The sequence below is a fragment of the Stappia stellulata genome (assembly GCF_020176715.1).
In the GTDB taxonomy this organism is placed as follows: Bacteria; Pseudomonadota; Alphaproteobacteria; order Rhizobiales; family Stappiaceae; genus Stappia.
Genome location: NZ_JAIVMF010000005.1, coordinates 210,939 through 229,208 on the forward strand (window position 1 = coordinate 210,939; position 18,270 = coordinate 229,208).

At 66.0% G+C, this 18,270-nt stretch carries 24 protein-coding genes; 12 read left to right on the forward strand and 12 right to left on the reverse strand.

The genetic code is table 11. From position 1 onward, the window contains the following. Positions 1-46 precede the first annotated feature (46 nt). From LC092_RS09005 to LC092_RS09025, 5 genes are all read right to left on the reverse strand, one after another. On the reverse strand, positions 47-421 hold the full coding sequence (locus LC092_RS09005) for a hypothetical protein (RefSeq protein ID WP_224806179.1): 375 nt from the start codon (positions 419-421) through the stop codon (positions 47-49). A gap of 104 nt (positions 422-525) precedes the next feature. After that, a complete protein-coding gene (gene gpt, locus LC092_RS09010) occupies positions 526-1,035 on the reverse strand; it encodes a xanthine phosphoribosyltransferase (protein WP_224806180.1) in 510 nt (169 codons plus the stop codon). Positions 1,036-1,066: 31 nt separating this feature from the next. After that, positions 1,067-1,813 carry a competence/damage-inducible protein A gene (locus LC092_RS09015; protein ID WP_224806181.1) on the reverse strand — a complete coding sequence of 249 codons (747 nt, stop codon included), beginning with the start codon at positions 1,811-1,813 and terminating at the stop codon, positions 1,067-1,069. 43 nt (positions 1,814-1,856) lie between these two features. After that, on the reverse strand, positions 1,857-3,041 hold the full coding sequence (locus LC092_RS09020) for an FAD-dependent monooxygenase (RefSeq protein ID WP_224806182.1): 1,185 nt from the start codon (positions 3,039-3,041) through the stop codon (positions 1,857-1,859). 90 nt (positions 3,042-3,131) lie between these two features. After that, positions 3,132-3,383: a zinc-finger domain-containing protein gene (locus tag LC092_RS09025; protein WP_224806183.1), complete on the reverse strand. Its 252-nt coding sequence runs from the start codon at positions 3,381-3,383 to the stop codon at positions 3,132-3,134. Between the two features lie 235 nt (positions 3,384-3,618). On the opposite strand from LC092_RS09025, the gene LC092_RS09030 reads away from it, so the two are divergent. Continuing rightward, positions 3,619-4,386: an alpha/beta fold hydrolase gene (locus tag LC092_RS09030; protein ID WP_224806184.1), complete on the forward strand. Its 768-nt coding sequence runs from the start codon at positions 3,619-3,621 to the stop codon at positions 4,384-4,386. Beyond that, positions 4,383-5,255, forward strand: coding sequence for an alpha/beta fold hydrolase (locus LC092_RS09035; RefSeq protein ID WP_224806185.1), 873 nt, complete (start codon positions 4,383-4,385; stop codon positions 5,253-5,255). The genes LC092_RS09030 and LC092_RS09035 overlap by 4 nt, the downstream gene beginning before the upstream one ends. Before the next feature lie 431 nt (positions 5,256-5,686). Here the strand turns inward: LC092_RS09035 and LC092_RS09040 are convergent, their stop codons facing one another. Next, positions 5,687-6,517, reverse strand: a complete 831-nt coding sequence (locus LC092_RS09040) for an enoyl-CoA hydratase (protein ID WP_224806186.1) — start codon at positions 6,515-6,517, stop codon at positions 5,687-5,689. A 231-nt stretch (positions 6,518-6,748) separates the two neighbouring features. On the opposite strand from LC092_RS09040, the gene cysE reads away from it, so the two are divergent. Then, complete coding sequence (cysE, locus tag LC092_RS09045) at positions 6,749-7,591, forward strand: serine O-acetyltransferase (RefSeq protein WP_224806187.1); 843 nt, start codon at positions 6,749-6,751, stop codon at positions 7,589-7,591. Positions 7,592-7,856: 265 nt separating this feature from the next. Beyond that, the gene (locus tag LC092_RS09050) at positions 7,857-8,072 is read left to right on the forward strand and encodes a DUF3126 family protein (RefSeq protein ID WP_224806188.1); all 216 of its coding nucleotides are present in this window, start codon (positions 7,857-7,859) and stop codon (positions 8,070-8,072) included. Positions 8,073-8,187: 115 nt separating this feature from the next. Here the strand turns inward: LC092_RS09050 and LC092_RS09055 are convergent, their stop codons facing one another. Next, positions 8,188-8,895, reverse strand: coding sequence for a hypothetical protein (locus LC092_RS09055; protein ID WP_224806189.1), 708 nt, complete (start codon positions 8,893-8,895; stop codon positions 8,188-8,190). Positions 8,896-9,122: 227 nt separating this feature from the next. Here LC092_RS09055 and LC092_RS09060 point away from each other — a divergent pair, with 227 nt between their 5' ends. Continuing rightward, positions 9,123-9,440, forward strand: coding sequence for a DUF6949 family protein (locus LC092_RS09060; protein ID WP_224806190.1), 318 nt, complete (start codon positions 9,123-9,125; stop codon positions 9,438-9,440). 58 nt (positions 9,441-9,498) lie between these two features. Then, the gene (locus tag LC092_RS09065; protein ID WP_224806191.1) at positions 9,499-10,032 is read left to right on the forward strand and encodes a gamma carbonic anhydrase family protein; all 534 of its coding nucleotides are present in this window, start codon (positions 9,499-9,501) and stop codon (positions 10,030-10,032) included. A 123-nt stretch (positions 10,033-10,155) separates the two neighbouring features. On the opposite strand, the gene LC092_RS09070 is transcribed toward LC092_RS09065, so the two are convergent. Continuing rightward, a complete protein-coding gene (locus LC092_RS09070) occupies positions 10,156-10,677 on the reverse strand; it encodes a transglutaminase-like cysteine peptidase (protein ID WP_224806192.1) in 522 nt (173 codons plus the stop codon). Between the two features lie 126 nt (positions 10,678-10,803). Here LC092_RS09070 and LC092_RS09075 point away from each other — a divergent pair, with 126 nt between their 5' ends. Then, positions 10,804-11,064, forward strand: coding sequence for a hypothetical protein (locus LC092_RS09075; protein ID WP_224806193.1), 261 nt, complete (start codon positions 10,804-10,806; stop codon positions 11,062-11,064). Positions 11,065-11,291: 227 nt separating this feature from the next. Here LC092_RS09075 and LC092_RS09080 read toward each other — a convergent pair whose 3' ends face one another. Together LC092_RS09080 and LC092_RS09085 are read right to left on the reverse strand one after the other, a co-directional pair. After that, on the reverse strand, positions 11,292-11,912 hold the full coding sequence (locus tag LC092_RS09080) for a PilZ domain-containing protein (protein WP_224806194.1): 621 nt from the start codon (positions 11,910-11,912) through the stop codon (positions 11,292-11,294). 115 nt (positions 11,913-12,027) lie between these two features. Continuing rightward, on the reverse strand, positions 12,028-12,657 hold the full coding sequence (locus LC092_RS09085; RefSeq protein WP_318245914.1) for a PAS domain-containing protein: 630 nt from the start codon (positions 12,655-12,657) through the stop codon (positions 12,028-12,030). Between the two features lie 457 nt (positions 12,658-13,114). Between LC092_RS09085 and LC092_RS09090 the strand changes: the two genes are divergently transcribed. Beyond that, on the forward strand, positions 13,115-13,879 hold the full coding sequence (locus tag LC092_RS09090) for a rhomboid family intramembrane serine protease (protein ID WP_224806196.1): 765 nt from the start codon (positions 13,115-13,117) through the stop codon (positions 13,877-13,879). 119 nt (positions 13,880-13,998) lie between these two features. After that, positions 13,999-14,430, forward strand: a complete 432-nt coding sequence (locus LC092_RS09095; RefSeq protein WP_224806197.1) for a CBS domain-containing protein — start codon at positions 13,999-14,001, stop codon at positions 14,428-14,430. Positions 14,431-14,783: 353 nt separating this feature from the next. On the opposite strand, the gene hisI is transcribed toward LC092_RS09095, so the two are convergent. After that, positions 14,784-15,239: a phosphoribosyl-AMP cyclohydrolase gene (gene hisI, locus LC092_RS09100; RefSeq protein ID WP_224806198.1), complete on the reverse strand. Its 456-nt coding sequence runs from the start codon at positions 15,237-15,239 to the stop codon at positions 14,784-14,786. Between the two features lie 43 nt (positions 15,240-15,282). Further along, positions 15,283-15,918 carry a GTP cyclohydrolase I FolE gene (gene folE / locus LC092_RS09105; RefSeq protein ID WP_224806199.1) on the reverse strand — a complete coding sequence of 212 codons (636 nt, stop codon included), beginning with the start codon at positions 15,916-15,918 and terminating at the stop codon, positions 15,283-15,285. 267 nt (positions 15,919-16,185) lie between these two features. On the opposite strand from folE, the gene LC092_RS09110 reads away from it, so the two are divergent. The 3 genes from LC092_RS09110 (at position 16,186) to LC092_RS09120 (ending at position 18,267) form a co-directional block, all read left to right on the forward strand. Beyond that, positions 16,186-16,632, forward strand: coding sequence for an iron-sulfur cluster assembly scaffold protein (locus LC092_RS09110; RefSeq protein WP_224806200.1), 447 nt, complete (start codon positions 16,186-16,188; stop codon positions 16,630-16,632). Between the two features lie 53 nt (positions 16,633-16,685). Next, positions 16,686-17,045 (forward strand): membrane protein insertion efficiency factor YidD, encoded by a 360-nt coding sequence (gene yidD, locus LC092_RS09115; RefSeq protein WP_224806201.1) that lies wholly within the window; start codon positions 16,686-16,688, stop codon positions 17,043-17,045. A 148-nt stretch (positions 17,046-17,193) separates the two neighbouring features. After that, a complete protein-coding gene (locus tag LC092_RS09120; RefSeq protein WP_224806202.1) occupies positions 17,194-18,267 on the forward strand; it encodes a peptidase C39 family protein in 1,074 nt (357 codons plus the stop codon). Positions 18,268-18,270: the final 3 nt, after the last annotated feature.

Consider the following 18,270-nt stretch of genomic DNA (forward strand, 5'->3'; position numbering starts at 1 on the left):
GTTTGCGCGGCGGCGGAACGGTCTGCGTGGCCGGTGTCGGTCGCGCTCAGCGCGGAGGCGGCGTCAGCCGACCCATCGCGACCGGCGCGGGTTCCTGCCAGACGACCTGCAGGTGCCGGCCCCTGACGGGCGCCGGCACGGCGAGGGGCGGTGCAAACGGAAGGATGTAGCCGACACAGGCGCCCGCGCGCGGGCAGGTTTTCGATGTGAAGGCACCGCTTCGCTCATCGGCCGCGTCGAGCTGTGCGACGCTTGAGGTCGCGCCCGCCCCGGCGGGCAGGGCCGCGGCTGCGGGGTCGAGCGAGACCGGGTGCGACGCCAGGCTCAATGCACGCGCCGCCGATGCGTCGATGTGCACCGACGCCAGCAGCAGAAGGGCAAAGATGACCGCGCGCCGGGCGCTGAGGCGAAAAATATCCATAGGCTGTTATAGCCTTCGAAAATGCGCCGAAATATGGGCATTTTCTCACTTTTTTGCGAGTGGGCAGCTGCCTTGCGCGTCCTGCAGGGCAGCTGCGCCTGCGCTCAGCCTTGGGTGCTCTTGGCGATCGGCGGCTGAAACTGCCAGCCCATGTCCCAGGGAAAATAGATCCAGGTGTCCTGCGAGACCTCGGTGACGAAAGTGTCGACCAGCGGCCGGCCCATCGGCTTGGCGTAGACGGTGGCGAAATGCGCATCCGGCAGCATGTCGCGCACGACGCGGGCCGTCTTGCCGGTGTCGACGAGATCGTCGATCACGAGCACGCTTGCGCCCTTGCCGCCCTTCAGGTTGATGACGTCGTGGTCGACGGGCTTGATGACCTGCAAGGCACCCTGTTCCTCGTAGTCGTGGTAGGAGGCGATGCAGACCGTCTCGATCATGCGGATGCCGAGCTCCCGGGCAACGATGGCCGCCGGTACGAGGCCGCCTCGGGTGATGCAGACAATCGCTTCCCACGTTCCCTGACCCGACAGGCGCCACGCAAGGGCGCGGCTGTCGCGGTGGAACTGGTCCCAGGAAACGGGAAAGGCTTTCGGCTGTTGCGGGTCTTCCATCGGGGTCGTGTCCTGTTCGAAAGGCGAGAGTTCAGGTGGAAATCTGGTCGGCGACGGCAGTCCGGATCGCGTCGGCGGCCGCGTTCAAGGCGGCGATATCGCGCGAGCGCACGACGATCTGGGTGGAGAAACGCCCGTCGTTGGAGCGCGGGTAGGAACCGATCATCACGCCGGGGTGGGCGTCCTGGATCGCGCCGAGCGCGGCCGCGATCCGGCTTTCCGGCACATCCGCGTCGATGGCGGTGGAATGCATCTTCAGGCCCGTCTTCAGCGTCGGGCCGATGGCGTCCAGCATGGCCTGCATGACCGCCGGCACGCCGGCCATGACATGTACGTTGCCGATGCGAAAGCCGGGAGCCCTGGAGACGGAATTCTCGATCAGGTCGGCGCCTTGCGGGATCCGCGCCATGCGCAGCCGCGCGTCGGTCAACTGACCCTTCGGATAGAAGGCGGTTAGGATTTCCACGGCGCGCGGGTCGTGGTCGACGGGAACGCCGAAGGCCTTGCCGATGGCATCGGCAGTAATGTCGTCATGGGTCGGGCCGATGCCGCCGGAGGTGAAGACGTAGGTATAGCGCGCGCGCAGCGCGTTGACCGCCTCGACGATCCGCTCTTCCACGTCGGGCACGATGCGGACCTCCGACAGGTCGACGCCGATGGCGGTCAGGAACTCGGCCAGATAGCCGATGTTCTTGTCCTTGGTCCGGCCGGAGAGGATCTCGTCGCCGATAACCACGAAGCCGGCCGTCACGATGTCGCCGGTCGCTTGCGTTGTCATTCCGTCGTCTCTCCGGTTGCGCGCTGGATCGCCTTGCCCGGCCTCACCGGGCTTCGGGCGGGCGCCATCCATACAGCCAATCGAGGCGCGCGAGAAGCCGTTCCCCGCCAAGCCCCTTCATGACGGTGTCGCGTGCGAGCGCCATCGGGCCGGACATGTGATAGACCCGGTCATTGGCTCTCGCCAGACGCAACACGCTCTCGGCCCGGTCCTGCCGTTCGGCCTGATAGCGGGCAAGCGCATCGGGAAGATGGTCGGTGGTGTCGATGGCGCGGGCGAGCGCGTCGGCATCCTCGATCGACATGCCGGCCCCTTGCGCGGCGAAGGGCAGCATGGCGTGAGCAGCGTCGCCCAGAAGCGCGAAGCGGCCGTTGACCCAGCTGGTGCCCGGATCCATCCCGCACAGCGCCCACTTGAGATAGCCGTCGGGCAGGGAGAGCAGGTCCCGGCATTCGCTCGGCCAGGAGCCGAAGCGGGCGAGCAGGGCGCTCGTGTCGGCCGGCGTGGACCAGCTTTCCTCCTGCCAGTCCTCGGCAACGAGCGCGACGATGTTGAACTGATTTCCCCCGGACACCGGATAATGCACGACATGGGCGCGGCGGCCGAGCCACAGGCCGCTGGTCTCGCGCCATCGTGCCGGCACCCGGTCGACGGGCACTACGGCGCGGTAGGCCGTGCGGCCGCTGAAGACGGCCTGGCGCAGGTCCATGACGCGGCGGCGGACGTTCGACCACACGCCGTCGGCGCCGACGAGCGCCCCGCCGCTCAGGTGGTCGTTGCCCTTTTCGGTCTCGATCTCGACCTGCACCGCATCGGCGTTCTGGCGGGCATGGCGCACGCGGGTGCCGAGCCGCAGATCGATCCCGGCGGAGGCTTTCGCCGCGTTCAAGAGGACTTGCTGAAGGTCGCCGCGATGAATGACGAGATAGGGCGCGCCGTAGCGGGCTTCGGCGGTCTGTCCGAGGGGGATTTCGGCAATCGGCCTGCCGGTGCGCGCCGACATCACTCGGATCGCCTCGGGCGCGACCGCGTGCCGGCGCACCGCCTCTTCCAGTCCGAGACCGCGCAGCACGTGGAGGGCGTTCGGCGACAGTTGCAGGCCCGAGCCGATCGGGTCCAGCGCGGGCGCGGCCTCCAGAACGGTGACCGGGCGGGCGCGGCGCGACAGGGCAATCGCCGCCGTCAGTCCGCCGATCCCTGCGCCGGCGATGAAAAGGGTGTCCTGCATGGAGGAGGCCATATGCGCCTTGTCGTCAAAGCCGTTCGCGTGTCGCTCCGCCGGGATGCGGCAAAGGGGCGCCCCGCGACAGGCGCCGGGTCAGGCCGATGCGGCGGCGGGGGTCCAGACGCAGTCGGCAGGGTCGGCCTCGGAGGGGCCAAGCGCCGGGTTGTGGACATAGAGCGTCGAGCAATAGGGACACACGATCTCGCTGTCGCTGCCCATGTCCAGATAGACATGCGGGTGATCGAAAGGCGGCTTGGCGCCAATGCACTGAAATTCCTTCGCGCCGATCTCTATGCGTTCGAGACCGGTGTCGTTTTGAAAGTGGGGGACGACACCATCCGCCATCGTGACCATCCGTCGTTTGTCGTGGTTGCCAGGTGCGCGGACCATACGCAGGAAGAGGGCGCTTGAACAGGGGGCGCGGGCCGGAAATGCACCCGCCGCACAGCCCGGAGCCAGCACCCGGCGGCCGGACGCCTCCACCCGCCGGCGGTGCCCGCATCGGCGGGGTTTTCATCCCCATCCGCTGGCACTATCTTAGCGGCTCCTGTTTTTACGTTTACGTTAAGGTCAAACCATCATGCCGCATTTCGAGTCCGCCGGTCTTCGGCTCGCCTATCTGGACGAGGGCCGCGGAGAGCCCATCCTGCTGATCCACGGCTTTGCCTCGAACAAACAGGTGAACTGGGTCTATCCCGGCTGGGTCGAGATGCTGGTCAAGGCCGGACGCCGGGTGATCGCCATCGACAACCGCGGCCATGGCGAAAGCCAGGGAAGCCACAATCCGGATGATTATGGCGCGCCGACGATGGCGGAGGACGCAAGGCGGCTTCTCGATCACCTCGACCTGCCCCGGGTGGACGTCATGGGCTACTCCATGGGTGCGCGCATCTCGGCCTTCCTGACGCTCAATCATCCCGAACGGGTGCGCAGCGCCATTTTCGGCGGGCTCGGCTCCGGCATGATCACCGGGGTCGGCAACCCCGAGCCGATCGCCGCAGCACTTGAGGCGGAGAAGCTCTCCGACGTCACGGATCGCACGGGCCGTGCGTTCCGGGCGTTTGCCGACCAGACCAAGTCCGACCGCCTGGCGCTGGCCGCCTGCATGCGCTCCTCGCGCCAGAAGATCTCGAAGGAAGAAGTCGCCCGGATCACCCAGCCGGTGCTCGTCGCCGTCGGGACCCGTGACGAGATCGCCGGCTCGGCGTCGGAGCTTGCCGCGCTGATGCCGCGCGCCGAGGTGCTCGACATCCCGAACCGCGATCACATGGTCGCGGTCGGCGACAAGGTCTACAAGGCCGGCGCTCTCGCCTTCCTGGAATCGGTTGCGCGCGAGGGCCGGTCATGAGCGACACGCAGATCGACTTGCAAGGCGCGGACGGCAACCGGCTCATCGCCGATGTGTTTGGGAAGACCGGCCGGCCGGCGCTTCTGTTTCACGGCGGAGGGCAGACCCGTCACGCCTGGGACGCGACCGGGGCCCGGCTCGCCAAGGTCGGCCTGCAGGCCTGGAGCGTGGACCAGCGCGGCCATGGCGACAGCGACTGGGTGAAGGGCGGGTCCTACCGCTTCGAGGACTTCGGACGCGACGTGGTTGCGGTGGCCGACCGGTTCGCCGAAGAGGCCGGCCGCCGTCCGATCGCCATCGGCGCCTCGCTTGGCGGGATTGCCTCCCTGCTGGCGGAGGGTGCTTTGAAGCCCGGCACCTTGTCGGCGCTGGTGCTTGTCGACATCACGCCGCGGATGGACCCGTCCGGCGTCAACAAGATCATCTCCTTCATGTCGGAACGCATGCACGACGGCTTCGGCTCCGTCGAGGAGGCCGCCGATGCCATCGCCAGCTACCTGCCGCATCGCTCCCGGCCGAAGTCGCTCGACGGGCTGTCCAAGAACCTGCGCCGGCATTCCGACGGACGCTACCGCTGGCACTGGGATCCGCGTTTCATCGAGCAGAGGCACGATGGCGACGCGGACGAGCCGCAGCACATCGAGGCGGACCTGATGGCGGCGGCACGCGCACTCACCATCCCGGTGTTGCTGGTGCGCGGCGCGCGGTCGGAGCTCGTCACCGACGCGCATGTCGAGGAGTTCATGACGCTGGTGCCGCATGCGCAATATGCCGACGTCAAGGGGGCCGGCCATATGGTCGCCGGCGACCGCAACGACGCTTTCGCCGGCGCAGTGGTGTCCTTTCTGGACCGCCTGAAGGCTGCCTGACACGCCGGTGTTTCGCGGCGCTTTTCCCCGCAATCCCCCGCGGCTTCGGGCTGTGGACAAGTCCTGGCGGCGCGGTTCGCCGTCGTGGGGTGAGTTCTGCCTGGTCGGTAATTTGTTGCGGGAAATCAGCGATTTACATGGTTAACCGAGTGTTAAGTCGCAGCTTTAACAGCATGACTCACCGCTTCAGGAAGATGCTGGATCTTCTTGTTTTTGCACAGCAAGTCGCGTCAACTTAATGTGTGTCGGGAGGGGTAGCTTCATCCAGTGCATGAAGTGTCTCAAAGACAGAATCAATCCCGATCAGGCCGGCAGGGAATCAGTCCTGCGCGGCCGCGTCAAGGCGGGTCTCCCGGATCCGGCCTGTCCGGCCTCGGCTCGATCCTGAGGCTGCGCGGAATCGGTTAACAAAGTGACTCCGCGCCGCGCGTTCATCGCCCGGTGAAGCGGGGCGTTCTCTTTTCCAGGAAGGCGCTGCGGCCCTCGGCAAAGTCGGCGCTGTCGAAACAGGCATCGGCAAGCCGCTCGCAGGCCTCGCGGTCCTCCGGGGACATCGCACCTGCCACGGCGTCGATCCCGGCCTTTGCGGCGGCGAGTGTGAGCGGGGCGCCGAGGGCGATCGTCGCGGCGAGGTCGCGCGTTGCCGCCTCGAGGTCGCCGGGCGCAACGAGCGTGTCCACCAGGCAGGCGTCGCGGGCCTCTGCGGCGTCGAGCCGCTGGGCTGTGAAGAACATCAGCTTGGCGCGGGAGGGCCCGACGAGGCGGACGATGTCGGCGATGGCCGACGGCGGATAGGCAATGCCGAGGCGGGCGGCGGGGATGCCGAAGTGCGCCGTCTCGTCGGCGATGCGCAGGTCGCAGGCAGCAGCCAGGCCCAGCCCGCCGCCAAGGCAGAAGCCGCGCACCATCGCGACCGTCGGCAAGGGGCACTCGCGCAAGGCGTCGAAGGCGGCGACGTTGGTCGCCTCATAGGCCTGCGCCGAGCGGGCGTCCTTGCGAAGGGTGGCGAACTCGGAAATATCCGCCCCGGCGACGAAGGTCGCATCCCCGGCGCCGCGCAGGATCACGCAGCGCAGTCCCGGCGTCGCGGCAAGGGCGGCAAGCGCGCCGGGAAGGGCGCGCCACATCTCCAGCGTGACGGCGTTGCGCCGGGCGGGATTGTGCACGATGAGCCAGCCGGTGGCTCCCTCGACACGGGTCTCGATGCGGGGGCTGTCGGGCGTGTCGTGGTCGCTCCCCCGCGTCGTGCTGTCATCTGTCATGCCGGTCCCCATCTCCCGCTGTGGTCGCCCGGTTTTGGCAGGGCCCTGACGGATTGTCCAATGGCGCGTGCACGACACGGGGCGAAACGCCTGCGGGAAATCCCGAGGCGATTGCTTGGCTATGGTCATTCTGCGGTCAATGGCTATATGATTTCTGCAACTGAAGACTGCTTGGGTGCGCGCTCGCCGGCCGGAACCGGAGGCGAAGCCGCGACAGTACAGGAGGCAGAGATGCCGCAATCCCAGCAAATTTCCGAAGCGGCGGGCCTGCCGCGTCACGATCCCGTGTGGGAGAGGTTGCGCGAGGAGGCTGAGGCGATGGTGCGCTGCGAGCCGGCGCTCGCCTCCTTCGCCTATGAGACGGTGCTCAACCACGATCGTCTCGAGGAGGCCGTGGTGCACCGACTGGCCGACCGGCTCGGCCATGTCGTCGTGTCACCGTCGCTGATCCGCCAGACCTATCTGGAGGCGCTTGCCGACAGCCCCGCGCTTGGCGATACGTTCCGCGTCGATCTCGTTGCGGTCTACGACCGCGACCCGGCCTGCACCCGGTTCCTGGAGCCGCTGCTCTACTTCAAGGGCTTTCACGCGCTGCAGACGCACCGGCTGGCGAACTGGCTGTGGCGGCGCGGGCGCAAGGATTTCGCGCTCTATCTGCAAAGCCGCAATTCCGAGATCTTCCAGGTCGACATCCACCCGGCCGTGCCGGTCGGCAATGGCGTGTTTATGGACCATGCCACCGGCATCGTCATCGGGGCGACGGCACAAATCGAGGACAATGTCTCGATCCTGCAAAACGTCACGCTCGGCGGTACCGGCAAGGAGGAGGGCGACCGCCATCCCAAGATCCGTCACGGCGTCCTGATCGGCGCCGGCGCCAAGGTGCTCGGCAACATCGAGATCGGCCATTGCTCGAAGGTGGCGTCCGGCTCCGTCGTTCTTACCGACGTGCCGGCCAACTCGACGGTCGCCGGCGTTCCGGCGCGCGTCGTCGGCAAGGCCGGCTGCAGCGAGCCGTCGCGCACGATGGACCAGCTTATCGTGCCCGAGGCGGGCGGGACCTCCGACGGCTGAACGCATTGCGCCCGCGCGCAGACCCTGTGTGGAGACCCCTGCGCACCGTTTTCGCTCGCCGAATTCGGGGAGCGTTTGGGGAAAGGCCGGGTTAGCTCTTGGTTCGCGGCCGCGAATGTGTAGGCTTGCGCGCTTCGAAACGGGTCGAACTGCGTGATGTGCCGGCGTGTCAGGTCTTGACGATTGCCGGCGCAGGGTGCATCGCGACCCGATGACACATCCCGGACCGCCGCGTGACGCGGCGGTCAGTCCAAAGGAGCTCTCCGTGAAGCCTGACGAAATCCGCAAGCTCGAGGCCTACCTGAAGAAGAAATTCGAACTTCCGAAGCTTGCCGTCCGGGCGCGGCCCAACAAGGACGATTCCGCGGAAGTCTATATCGGCGACGAATTCATCGGCGTTCTCTACCGCGACGATGACGACGACGATCTGAGCTGGAGCTTCCAGATGTCCATCCTCGAGTTCGATATCGAGGAAAGCTGACGCGTCTGCCGACGGAGCGCCGGAGCGGGTGAGGCGTCGATGACGCCGACGCCCCGCATCCGGCGTCCGTCCGGCATCGTCGTCTCTCAGGCTGCTCCCAGGGTGCCGGATCCGGCTAGGGGGCGAAGGAGGCGACCAGCGTCGCGATTGCGCCGTCCATGGCGCGCCAGTCCGCGAGATGCACCTGGCGAAAGCGATAGGTCGCCATCAGACCGGTTGCGGTCCGGACCGTGCGTTCGCAGTTTGCCGCCAGCGCCTGGTCGCGCGGCGTGAAGCAGCGCGCGGCGAACAATTTTCCGCCATCGCGTGCGTGGGCCACGAAATCCGTGCCCGCCAGCCCGTCGCCGGCAAGCGGCAACAGGGCCAGTCCCGCCGGCCCCGGAAAAGCCTCCCCGGCGGAGAGGGACATCCACACCCGTTCAAAGCGCTCGTTGGTATCCAGCCCGCCCGCATCGGCGCGCAGCGCCAGCGACACCACGGGCGAGCGGTCGCCGGGATCGGCGAAGGACCGCGCATTTGCTTGCGTATATCCCTCAAGCGACGGCCACAGCACCGCCAGATGCAGCGTTTCAACGTCGCTGTCGCCGGCGCGCTCGTCGGAGTGCCGCATCATGTTGGCAGGAATGCTCTGGGCGACGGTGCCGACCCTGACCGGCACGCGCTCCGGGCTCTGCGTCCAGCTGCTCGGCTGGTTCGTATAGGTCATCCACTTTCCGACCGTATGCGCGACCAGCGCCGTGCCGACGAGGGCAAGCGCCACCACCATCGGCGTGAAATGCCGCGCCCGCATCCCCGTTCCGTTCGGCAAGGTCATCGGCATCATGCGCGAACTCCGGCGGCCGGTGTCGTCCCGGCCGCGATCGGGGCCGCAGTGTCCCGTCGGGGGACGTGTGTCCCGTCCTGACGCGGATCATGGGGCCAAGGGTTCGCCATTTTATGGTTACCGGTGTGTTAATGCGTCAATCGAAACGGCACGCGAATTGCTGGAAGGAGAGCAGAGTTTCTGATTAAGGTTCGGTGAGATTTGGTTAACGGGAGGTTAACAGGCGAATGACTGACTTGGCGCTGGCGGCATACATCGGAAGTGCCGGTTTCGTGGTGGCCGGGATTCTCGGCAGTTTCTATCAGCTTTTGACCGGTGAGCCGTTGAAGTTCGCGATTTCGGTGGAGACCTGGCTGAAGGGCGTGTTCTCCTGCCTTTTGTGCGTTTTCGCGGGCCCGTTCATCATCATGCGCAATGCGATTCGCGGTCGGAAGATCGAGCAGCGCCCGATCGGCTGGCTCGTGGCCTCCTCCACCATCGCCGGCATGTGGTCGATCTGCTCGGGCGTTTTCGTGCTGCAGATCGCGTTTATGATCTTGCTCTAGTTGCGCTGGCCGGCGCGGGCCGGCCCGCAAGGTCCCGTTTCCCGATCAGGAGATTGCGATGGCCATTTATCGGCTTGACGACCGGACGCCGGAATTGCCGGATGCCGGCGACTTCTGGATTGCCCCCGACGCGTCCGTAATCGGCGCCGTGGTGCTGAAGCGCCATGCCAGCGTCTGGTTCGGCGCGGTCCTGCGCGGCGACAACGAGACGATCACGCTTGGCGAGCGCACCAATGTGCAGGACGGATGCGTGTTGCACACCGACATGGGCTTTCCGCTGGAGATCGGCCGAGATTGCACCATCGGCCACAAGGCCATTCTCCATGGCTGCACGATCGGGGACAACAGTCTCGTCGGCATGGGCGCGACCGTCTTGAACGGCGCGCGCGTCGGGCGCAATTGCATTATCGGCGCCAATGCGCTGATCGCGGAAGGCAAGGAAATCCCAGACAATTCGCTGGTGGTCGGCATGCCCGGACGGGTGGTGCGCGACCTGGACGCGGCGGCGGCGCAAGGCATCACGGCGTCGGCGCAAGGTTACGTGCGCAACTGGCAGAGGTTTCTCGCCGGCCTGACCCGGCTTCCCGACTGAAGGCCGGCCGACTGAAGACCGGACGAAAAAAATGGGCCGGTCCCGAAGGACCGGCCCGACAACCCGACCTGGGTGTGGGGAGGGGGGATTAGCCGGATTGCCAAAAGGTGGGCGTCTGGTGCGTCAGTTGGAGAGGCTGGCAACCGTGCTGACCCGATGGTCGCTGATTGCCGCCCATTTCGCCGGATTGCGAGCGGATTGCCGCTTCACGAACCGGTAGGGCGTCGAGTACCAGGGCAGCACCGCCTCGATCTGGTTGTCGAGAATGATGTCGCCTTGATCGGTGCGCACGGTCAGGACGGCGTGACCGGAATTGTTGGTGTCCTTGACGACCGTGATGAGCAGGGCGCTCTTCGGCCATCCGCGCTTTTGCAGCACGCGCTGCTTTTCAAGCACGTATTCCTCGCAGTCGCCGGCCCCGGAGCTTGGAAATGTCCAGTATTCCTCGACGCCAAAAAGTTCGACATCCGTGACGGGGCGGATCTGGCGGTTCACCTCCGCGTTGACCGCGAGCAGCTCGTTCCACCGCTCCCGGTCGAGTTTCACCACCACGGCATTCCGGTTCTGCGACCGGCATTCGGACGGATTTTCGCTGCAGAACCCGACATGGCCGGCGGGAGCGCGGGTGGCGCCTCCAACTTCCATGAAGCGTCCGGTGGGTGTGTCCGCTTGTGCCGTTGTGGCGGTGGCGGCGACGATGCATGCGAAGGTTACTGCGATTGCTTTGCTTGCGATTTTCATGTCTATCCCTTCCCCAAGGTTGGATAGATCATGCGGATCGCGCTTTTATTTCAAAATAAAAAGCAAAGTTACATTAAAATCAAAGTCTATTTGAATTCTAGGATAATAATAATCGAATTGAATTCTATTTTGATTCAAATTTTAGCGGTTTCCTTGCCCGACGCGCGCAAGGGCGCCGGCGCGGCAGCCGGCCCTGATCTGGGTTCCGGTGCAGAGCGCGCCGGGCGCATGCCGTCCAGCGCGCTGCCGATGCAAGATCAACCTGTTGATTTAAAGAGAGTTTTATCCTGAGCGGTCGTCGTCCTGCGGCCTGGCGTGGTGCCGGCAGACGCGCACGACGGCAGGGTTTCTACGACCGGCGGCCGTCTCCGGCCGGGCCTGGCGCTATCCGCGCGAGACCGGGCGATCCGGGGCGCGACAGGGGCTGTCACCCGCAGTTGCGGCCCGTGCCGGACATGCGTCTGGGTCGAGATTTTTTTGAAAAAAAAGCGAGAGCGTCGGTGCGATCCGGCTGGCGGTCAGGAAATATGCCGCTCGAGGAGATCGCGGTTCTGGATGTTTGCGAATTCGACCGCAATGCCGTCCTCGGTGTGGCGCACGATCCGCGCCCGCATCTTGCCGATGTCGATGGCGATCCCGAGTTCGGGGCGCACATCGGTCTTCAGGGATGCGCCGGACAGCGACACGTCGACGATGCGGCACTTGTAGGAACGCCCGTCCGGCAGAACGATCTTGGTGACAGGGTTCTTCGGGGTGAAGCGCTCGTGTCTGCGGTCTTCCGGCAGGTTGAGGATGTCGCGGTTCGCCAGCCAGGTGAGGACATTCGCCAGCTTGTCGCGCTTGCGGGCCGTGGCATTGAGGCGGATGGCAAAGCCGCCCTCGATCTCGCGCACGACTTCGCCCTCGATGCGTCCGATGTGATCGAGATAGGCGACGACGCGTTCGCCGACGCGGGCGCTGACAGGGGCGACCAATGCGGCGCCACCGGGCGACATGTCGACGACCTGGCAGGGATACTCGCGCCGGTCCTCAAGCATGAAGCGCCCGAGGATGTTGACGGGAACACGGCTATGCCGGCGCCGGTCGAGCCGCTTCGCGGCTTCCGACGTCTGATATGTAAGTGCCGTGGCGTGCGCCATCCGTCATCGACCTTCCCTGAAGCGCAACGGCAGGACGTGCCGAACTTGCGCTGCATCCTGAAAATAGGCAAGGACGGTTAATAGACGGTAATTGCCGGCGGCGAAGACCCGAGCCTCAGGACTTGCCGCCGTCGATGACCATCAGATGCTGGACCTGGCGGCCGTTGCCGGCGATGGGTGCCGGAACGAATCCCGCCTCATGCCGGATGTTTGGCACGGTGCTCGTGCGGCGGACCATGCTGGAGGACAGGAAGGCCGGACGCTCGTCGGGCCAGATCAGCCGGACGCTCTTGACGGTCTGCGACAGGATCGGGTGCATGCCGGCCCAATATGGCTGTTCCAAAGCGACACAGGCGCCAAGCACGCGGTTGCATCCCTCGCCGGGAATATGCAGCGGCAGCAGGATCATTTCCATGTCGACGCTCTGGCCGCGCTCGGTGAAGCCGCTCAGGCCGACCACGGCCGCGGCCGCATCCTCGGTGACGGCTGCGAGCAGGGTCGCCAGCGCCTCATGGTCTTCCTCCGACCAGCCGCGCAGGATATTGCGGTTCTTCAGCTCCCGGCAGTGCAGGGAGCACAGGCGCGTGCCCGCGAGCCGGTAGCGGTAGGTCTGGGCGTCGATCAGCTCGAGAATGAAGGTGTCGCCGAGGATGCTGCGGATGCTTCCCGGTTCGATCTCGCTGCGGTCGGGGGCCGGGCGGCCGTCGCGCAGGGCATCCCAATATTCGTACAGGCGCTGTGTCACCGGGTGTTTCATGATCCTGGGGCCCCTCGTTCCGGTTCCGGTTGGGCCGTATCGCCGGCGTCCGTGTCCCGGATTGGAACGCTGGACGGGGCAATCGGCCGCTCGCGGTGAAACGAAGCACGCCCTGTGCCACGCATTCGATCTTTCGCGTTTACCTCCGGTTAAGGTTAACCAAACCTTTCGATTGTCGGCGACGGGCAGGCACGTCACCATCGTCTCGTTGGTTTTGCTGACGTGACGAGCACAAGCGCCCCATCCGACAGTGTGGCGCATCGACCCTTGGAACCGCCATGCGTGCCGCCGGCATGCCGGCGGTTTCTTTTTGTCCGGAGCCGAGGCGACTTGATCTGTTTGTCTTTTGGTCCAAGTTGCGGTGTTGACCGCGCGCCCGCGCCGGTGAGCCGCACTGTGCCAGCCGGGATCGCGCCAACCGGGATCGCGCCACAAGGGAACCGCAATGACCGTACCCGACATCCGGGGCTCTTCGCCGGAGCTGCCGCCGCCCTCCCAGCCGATCTTCAACCTGCCGCCGGTGATCACCTGGCTGGCCGGCATCCTGATCGCAATCCATGTCGTGAGCGCGCTGTTCCTGTCGCGCGACGCGGCGTTCGAGCTGATCATCGCCTTCGGGTTCCTGCCCGCGCGCTATTCCGCCGACTTCCTGCCGGGCGTGGCATTGCCGGGCGGGGCGGGGGCCGATGTGTGGACCTTCCTGACCTATGCGTTCCTGCATGGCGGATGGGCGCATCTCTTCGTCAATGTGCTGTGGATGGCGGTGTTCGGCAGCGCGGTCGCGCGCCGGCTCGGCACCCTGCGCTTCCTGCTGCTCTCCGCGCTTTGCGCGATCTCCGGCGCGGCCCTGCATCTTTACCTGCATTTCGGCGAGGCGGTCCCGATGATCGGCGCATCGGCCGCGATTTCGGGACAGATGGCGGCGGCCACCCGTTTCGTGTTTCAGGATGGCGGTCCGCTCGGCACCTTCCGCCGCTCGGACAATGCGGCCTATCTGGTCCCGGCCAAGGGGGTTGTCGACTCGCTCGCGAATCCGCGGGTCGCGATGTTTCTAACGGTCTGGTTCGGGATCAACCTGGTGTTCGGGCTGATCTCCACGCCCTTCGGCGGATCGAGCGGAAGCGTTGCCTGGGAAGCCCATATCGGCGGCTTCGTTGCCGGTTTCGCGTTGTTTTCGCTGTTCGATCCGGTGCCGCGCCGGCGCGGGTGACCGTGCCCGACTCCGGCAATTGCGGATTGCACCCCCGACAGGATTTGTCATGATGACACAGGCGCGCCCCTCGGGGCGCGCGTGAGGGACCAATTTTGGCTTCACGGGAGGAGGCGCGCATGACAGTCGCATCGATTTTGAATCAGAAGGGCCGGGACGTGGTGACGGAGCGCGCCGGCACCAGCTTGCGCGAGATCTGCTCGATCCTGGGCACGCGCCGGATCGGCGCCATCGTGATTACGGCCGAGGGTGGCAAGATCGAGGGAATCATCTCCGAGCGGGACGTGGTGCGGGCGATCTCGCAGGACGGGGTCGATGCGCTCGACCGCCCGGTCTCCGACTTCATGACAGCCTCGGTGGTGACCTGCGAGCCGCAGGAGACCGTGAACTCGGTCATGGCGCGGATGACCGGCGGCCGCTTCCGCCACGTGCCGGTGGTGCAGGACGGAAAGCTCGCCGGCCTGATCTCGATCGGCGACGCGGTGAAGCACCGCATGGCGCAGATCGAGCGCGAGGCGGAGGACATGCGCAACTACATCGCCATGACCTGACATCGCCATGACCTGACGGGGTTTCCCCGGCTCGACGGGCCAGGAGGGGCGAAAACAAACGGCACGCGCAGGCGCGTGCCGTCAACCCGATGCCAAAGGATGCCAATGCTCTCCCGCGTCATGCCGGGCAAGCGCAAGCGCGACCCGGTATCGGAGAGCCGAAAACCATCCTATTCGATGAGTTGCCCACCGCGAGGCCGTGGCTCTCCGATCCCGGCTCTCATTGCATTCGGCCGGGATGACGACGTTTTCGAGCTCTTGGATTTATCGTAGTTCTCACGGAACACGCGGGCGGGTGCCGTTTGGTGTCTGGGGGGCTCGGGGAAGTGTGCCGCTGCGGTGTGTGTCGCCGCTCAGCTCTTGCCGTAGACGACGTCCGGGTCATAGACCCGGGCGTCGCCGGTTGGCTCCAGGCGCGGCGAGCCGTCCGGACCCAGCTCCACGCGACGGTAGAAGCACGACTTGTAGCCGACATGGCAGGTGGCGCCATTGCCGGCGACGCGGACCCTGAGCACCAGCGCGTCCTGGTCGCAGTCGGTGAGAACCTCCACCACCTGCTGCACCTGGCCCGAGGTCTCGCCCTTTTTCCAGAAACTCTGGCGCGAGCGGCTCCAGTACCAGGCCTCGCCCGTCTTGAGCGTGCGGGCGAGCGCCTCGGCGTTCATGTAGCCGACCATGAGCACGGACCCGTCGTCCGCGTCCGTCACGACGCAGGCGATCAGCCCGTCCGCGTCGAACTTCGGCTGGAAGCCCGTGCCTGTCTCGATGTCGGTCTTGTCGCCGCGCGCAGCGAAAATCGTGTCGCTCATGTCCGTCCGTTCGTTGCGCGCGCCTGTGCCGCCCGTGCCGGGATCAGCCGCGCCTTGTGTCGCGCACCAGGGTCATGAAGCGGACCTGTTCGCTCGGATCGTCGCGGAAGACGCCGGTGAACTGGGTCGTGATCGTCGAGACGCCGCGCTTCTGGACGCCACGCATGGTCATGCACTGGTGCTCGGCTTCCAGCATAACGGCGATGCCGCGCGGGGCAAGATGGGTGTCCATCGCCTCGGTGATCTGCGCCGTCAGGTTTTCCTGCGTCTGCAGGCGCTTGGCGAAGATGTCGACCACACGGGCGATCTTCGACAGGCCGACCACGCCCTCGGTCGGATAATAGGCGACATGCGCCTCGCCGACGAAGGGCAGCATGTGGTGCTCGCAATGGGAAAAGAACGGAATCCCGCGCACGAGCACGATGTCGTCATAGCCGCCGACGTCCTCGAAGGTGCGCTTCAGGTGTTCGGCCGGATCCTGGTCGTAGCCGGAGAAGATCTCCTGATACGCCTTGGCGACACGCTTGGGCGTGTCGAGCACGCCTTCGCGAGTCGGATCGTCGCCCGCCCAGGCGAGCAGCGTGCGCACGGCAGCTTCCGCTTCCTCGCGCGTGGGTCGCGCCAGCGGGGTCTCGGTGCTGTCGTCGCGCTGCGCGACCGGGTTCAAAATGGCATCCATTGCGGGCTCCCCCGTTTGTACTCTCTTACGCATGCGATACGCTGACCCCGTCGCTTCGGACCACATGAATCATCAGGTGCGACACTCCTTGCGCGGCGAGATCGCACGGCAATCTGGTTGAATTGCGGCACCGCGCCCGGCTCCGTGATCGCAGGGCAGCGTGACGAAGGACAGGTCCCGTTTCTTTCGCGCGCTGCTCCCTATATAAGGGGAAGAACGGGCTGTGAAGCTGGAACGCCGGTGTCACGCTTTCTTGATGAGGCACGTATGCTTGACGACGTCTACAACGCGAAAATCCTGGAACTGGCCGGCAATATCCCCCGTATCGGTCATCTTCAAGCGCCTGATGCATCTGCAAAGGCTCACTCTAAGTTGTGCGGTTCGACGGTCAATGTCGACTTAAAAGTGCATGATGGTGTTGTGACCGATTTTGCGCATGAGGTCAAAGCATGCGCGCTGGGCCAAGCATCCTCCGCGATCATGGCGCGCAACATCGTCGGCGCGAGCGCCGCCGAGCTCAGGGATGTGCGCCAGCGCATGTGGGCGATGCTCAAGGAGGGCGGCCCGCCGCCGGAGGGCCGCTTCGCCGAATGCGCCTTCCTGGAGCCGGTGCGCGCATACAAGGCCCGCCACGCCTCCACGATGCTGACCTTCGACGCTGTGGTCGACGCGCTGGACAAGATCGACGCGGCCCGCGGCTCGGATGCTGCCTGAAACGGGAGCCGCGCCGCGTCGCGGCGTCTGACGGGCTTTGAAAGGCCGACGTCATGTGTCCTTCGACATCGCCCAGGAGTGCCGGGCCCAGGAGCGCCGGCCGGACCGGTTTCGGCGCGCGGATCGCGCTCGGGTTGATCCGCGTCTACCAGCTGACGCTCTCGGCCTTCATCGGACGCTCCTGCCGCTATGCGCCGAGCTGTTCGGAATATACCTCCGACGCCATTCGCCGCCATGGCCTGTGGGCCGGCGTCTGGATCGGGCTTGCCCGGTTGCAGCGCTGCCGGCCGGGCGGGGGCAGCGGTTTCGACCCCGTGCCCGAGACCTGCGATCACAGTCGCCACCGCTTCCGCCCCTGGCGGTTCGGGCGCTGGAAATCCGATCATATCGACCCGTCGACGCGGCTCGACTGAAGCCATGCATTTTCTTGGCCCGGCATGCGGATCGCGCGCGAGACGCGACGCATTTCAGGGAGTAATGCGGCAATGACTTTCTTCCGTTTTCGGGCGTAGCGCGATGTTGTCCAGCAGTTTACCGGACGTTGAAATACGCCTGGCCCAGATGTCCGACCTTCCCGAATTGTTGCGCCTTGAAAACGCGTGCTTTTCCGGCGACCGAATTTCGCGGCGCAGCTTTCGCCGCTTTCTGGAAAGCGCCGGCGCCTCCTGTCTCGTCGCCGAGGCAAACGGGCAGATGCTTGGATATGCGCTGCTGCTGTTTCGCTCCGGAACGGCGCTTGCGCGGCTCTATTCGTTTGCCGTCGATCCGGCAGCGCGCGGCTCCGGCCTGTCGCGCCGGTTGCTCGCCGCCGCCGAGGCGGACGCCTTCGAGCGCGAGCGCATCCTGCTGCGGCTGGAGGTGCGCGAGGACAATGCGCCGGCCCGTGCGCTCTACGAGCGGGCCGGCTATCGGCGCCACGGGCGGGTTGCGGATTACTATGAGGACGGTACGGCCGCGATCCGCATGGAAAAGCTGCTGCACGACGAGGCGGCGCCGCCTTCCGCCGTGCCCTATTTCTCGCAGACGACCGATTTCACCTGCGGCCCCGCCTGCCTGATGATGGCGCTGAAGCACCTCGGTGCGGTCGAGACGCTCGACGAGCGGCTGGAGCTGCGCCTGTGGCGGGAAACGACGACGATCTATCTGGCCTCCGGACACGGCGGCTGCGGCCCTTTCGGCATGGCGGTCGCCGCCGCCCATCGCGGTGTCGAGGCCGAGGTGCGGCTGGCGCCGGGCGGGCATCTGTTCCTGTCGTCGGTACGCGATCCGGACAAGCGCCGGGTGATGGAGATCGTCCAGGACGACTACCGGAGCGAAGCCGCCCGGCTCGGCATCGACAGCACCGGCGAGCCGCTCTCGGCCCCGGACCTCGCCGAAGCGGTGCGCGGCGGGGCGCTGGCGATCGTGCTGATCTCCGAGTACCGGATGCTGGGGCGGCGCGGCCCGCATTGGGTGCTGGTGCAGGGGCAGGATCCGCGCCATTTGTTCATTCACGACCCCTGGCTCGGCTACGAGGGCTATGAAACGCCGCAGGATGCTGCCAACCTGCCGATCCCTTTCGCGGAATTCGATCGCATGGCACGCTGGGGCAAGCCGCCGGTCCGCGCTCAGATCCTCCTTAAGAAGGCACTGTAGGTC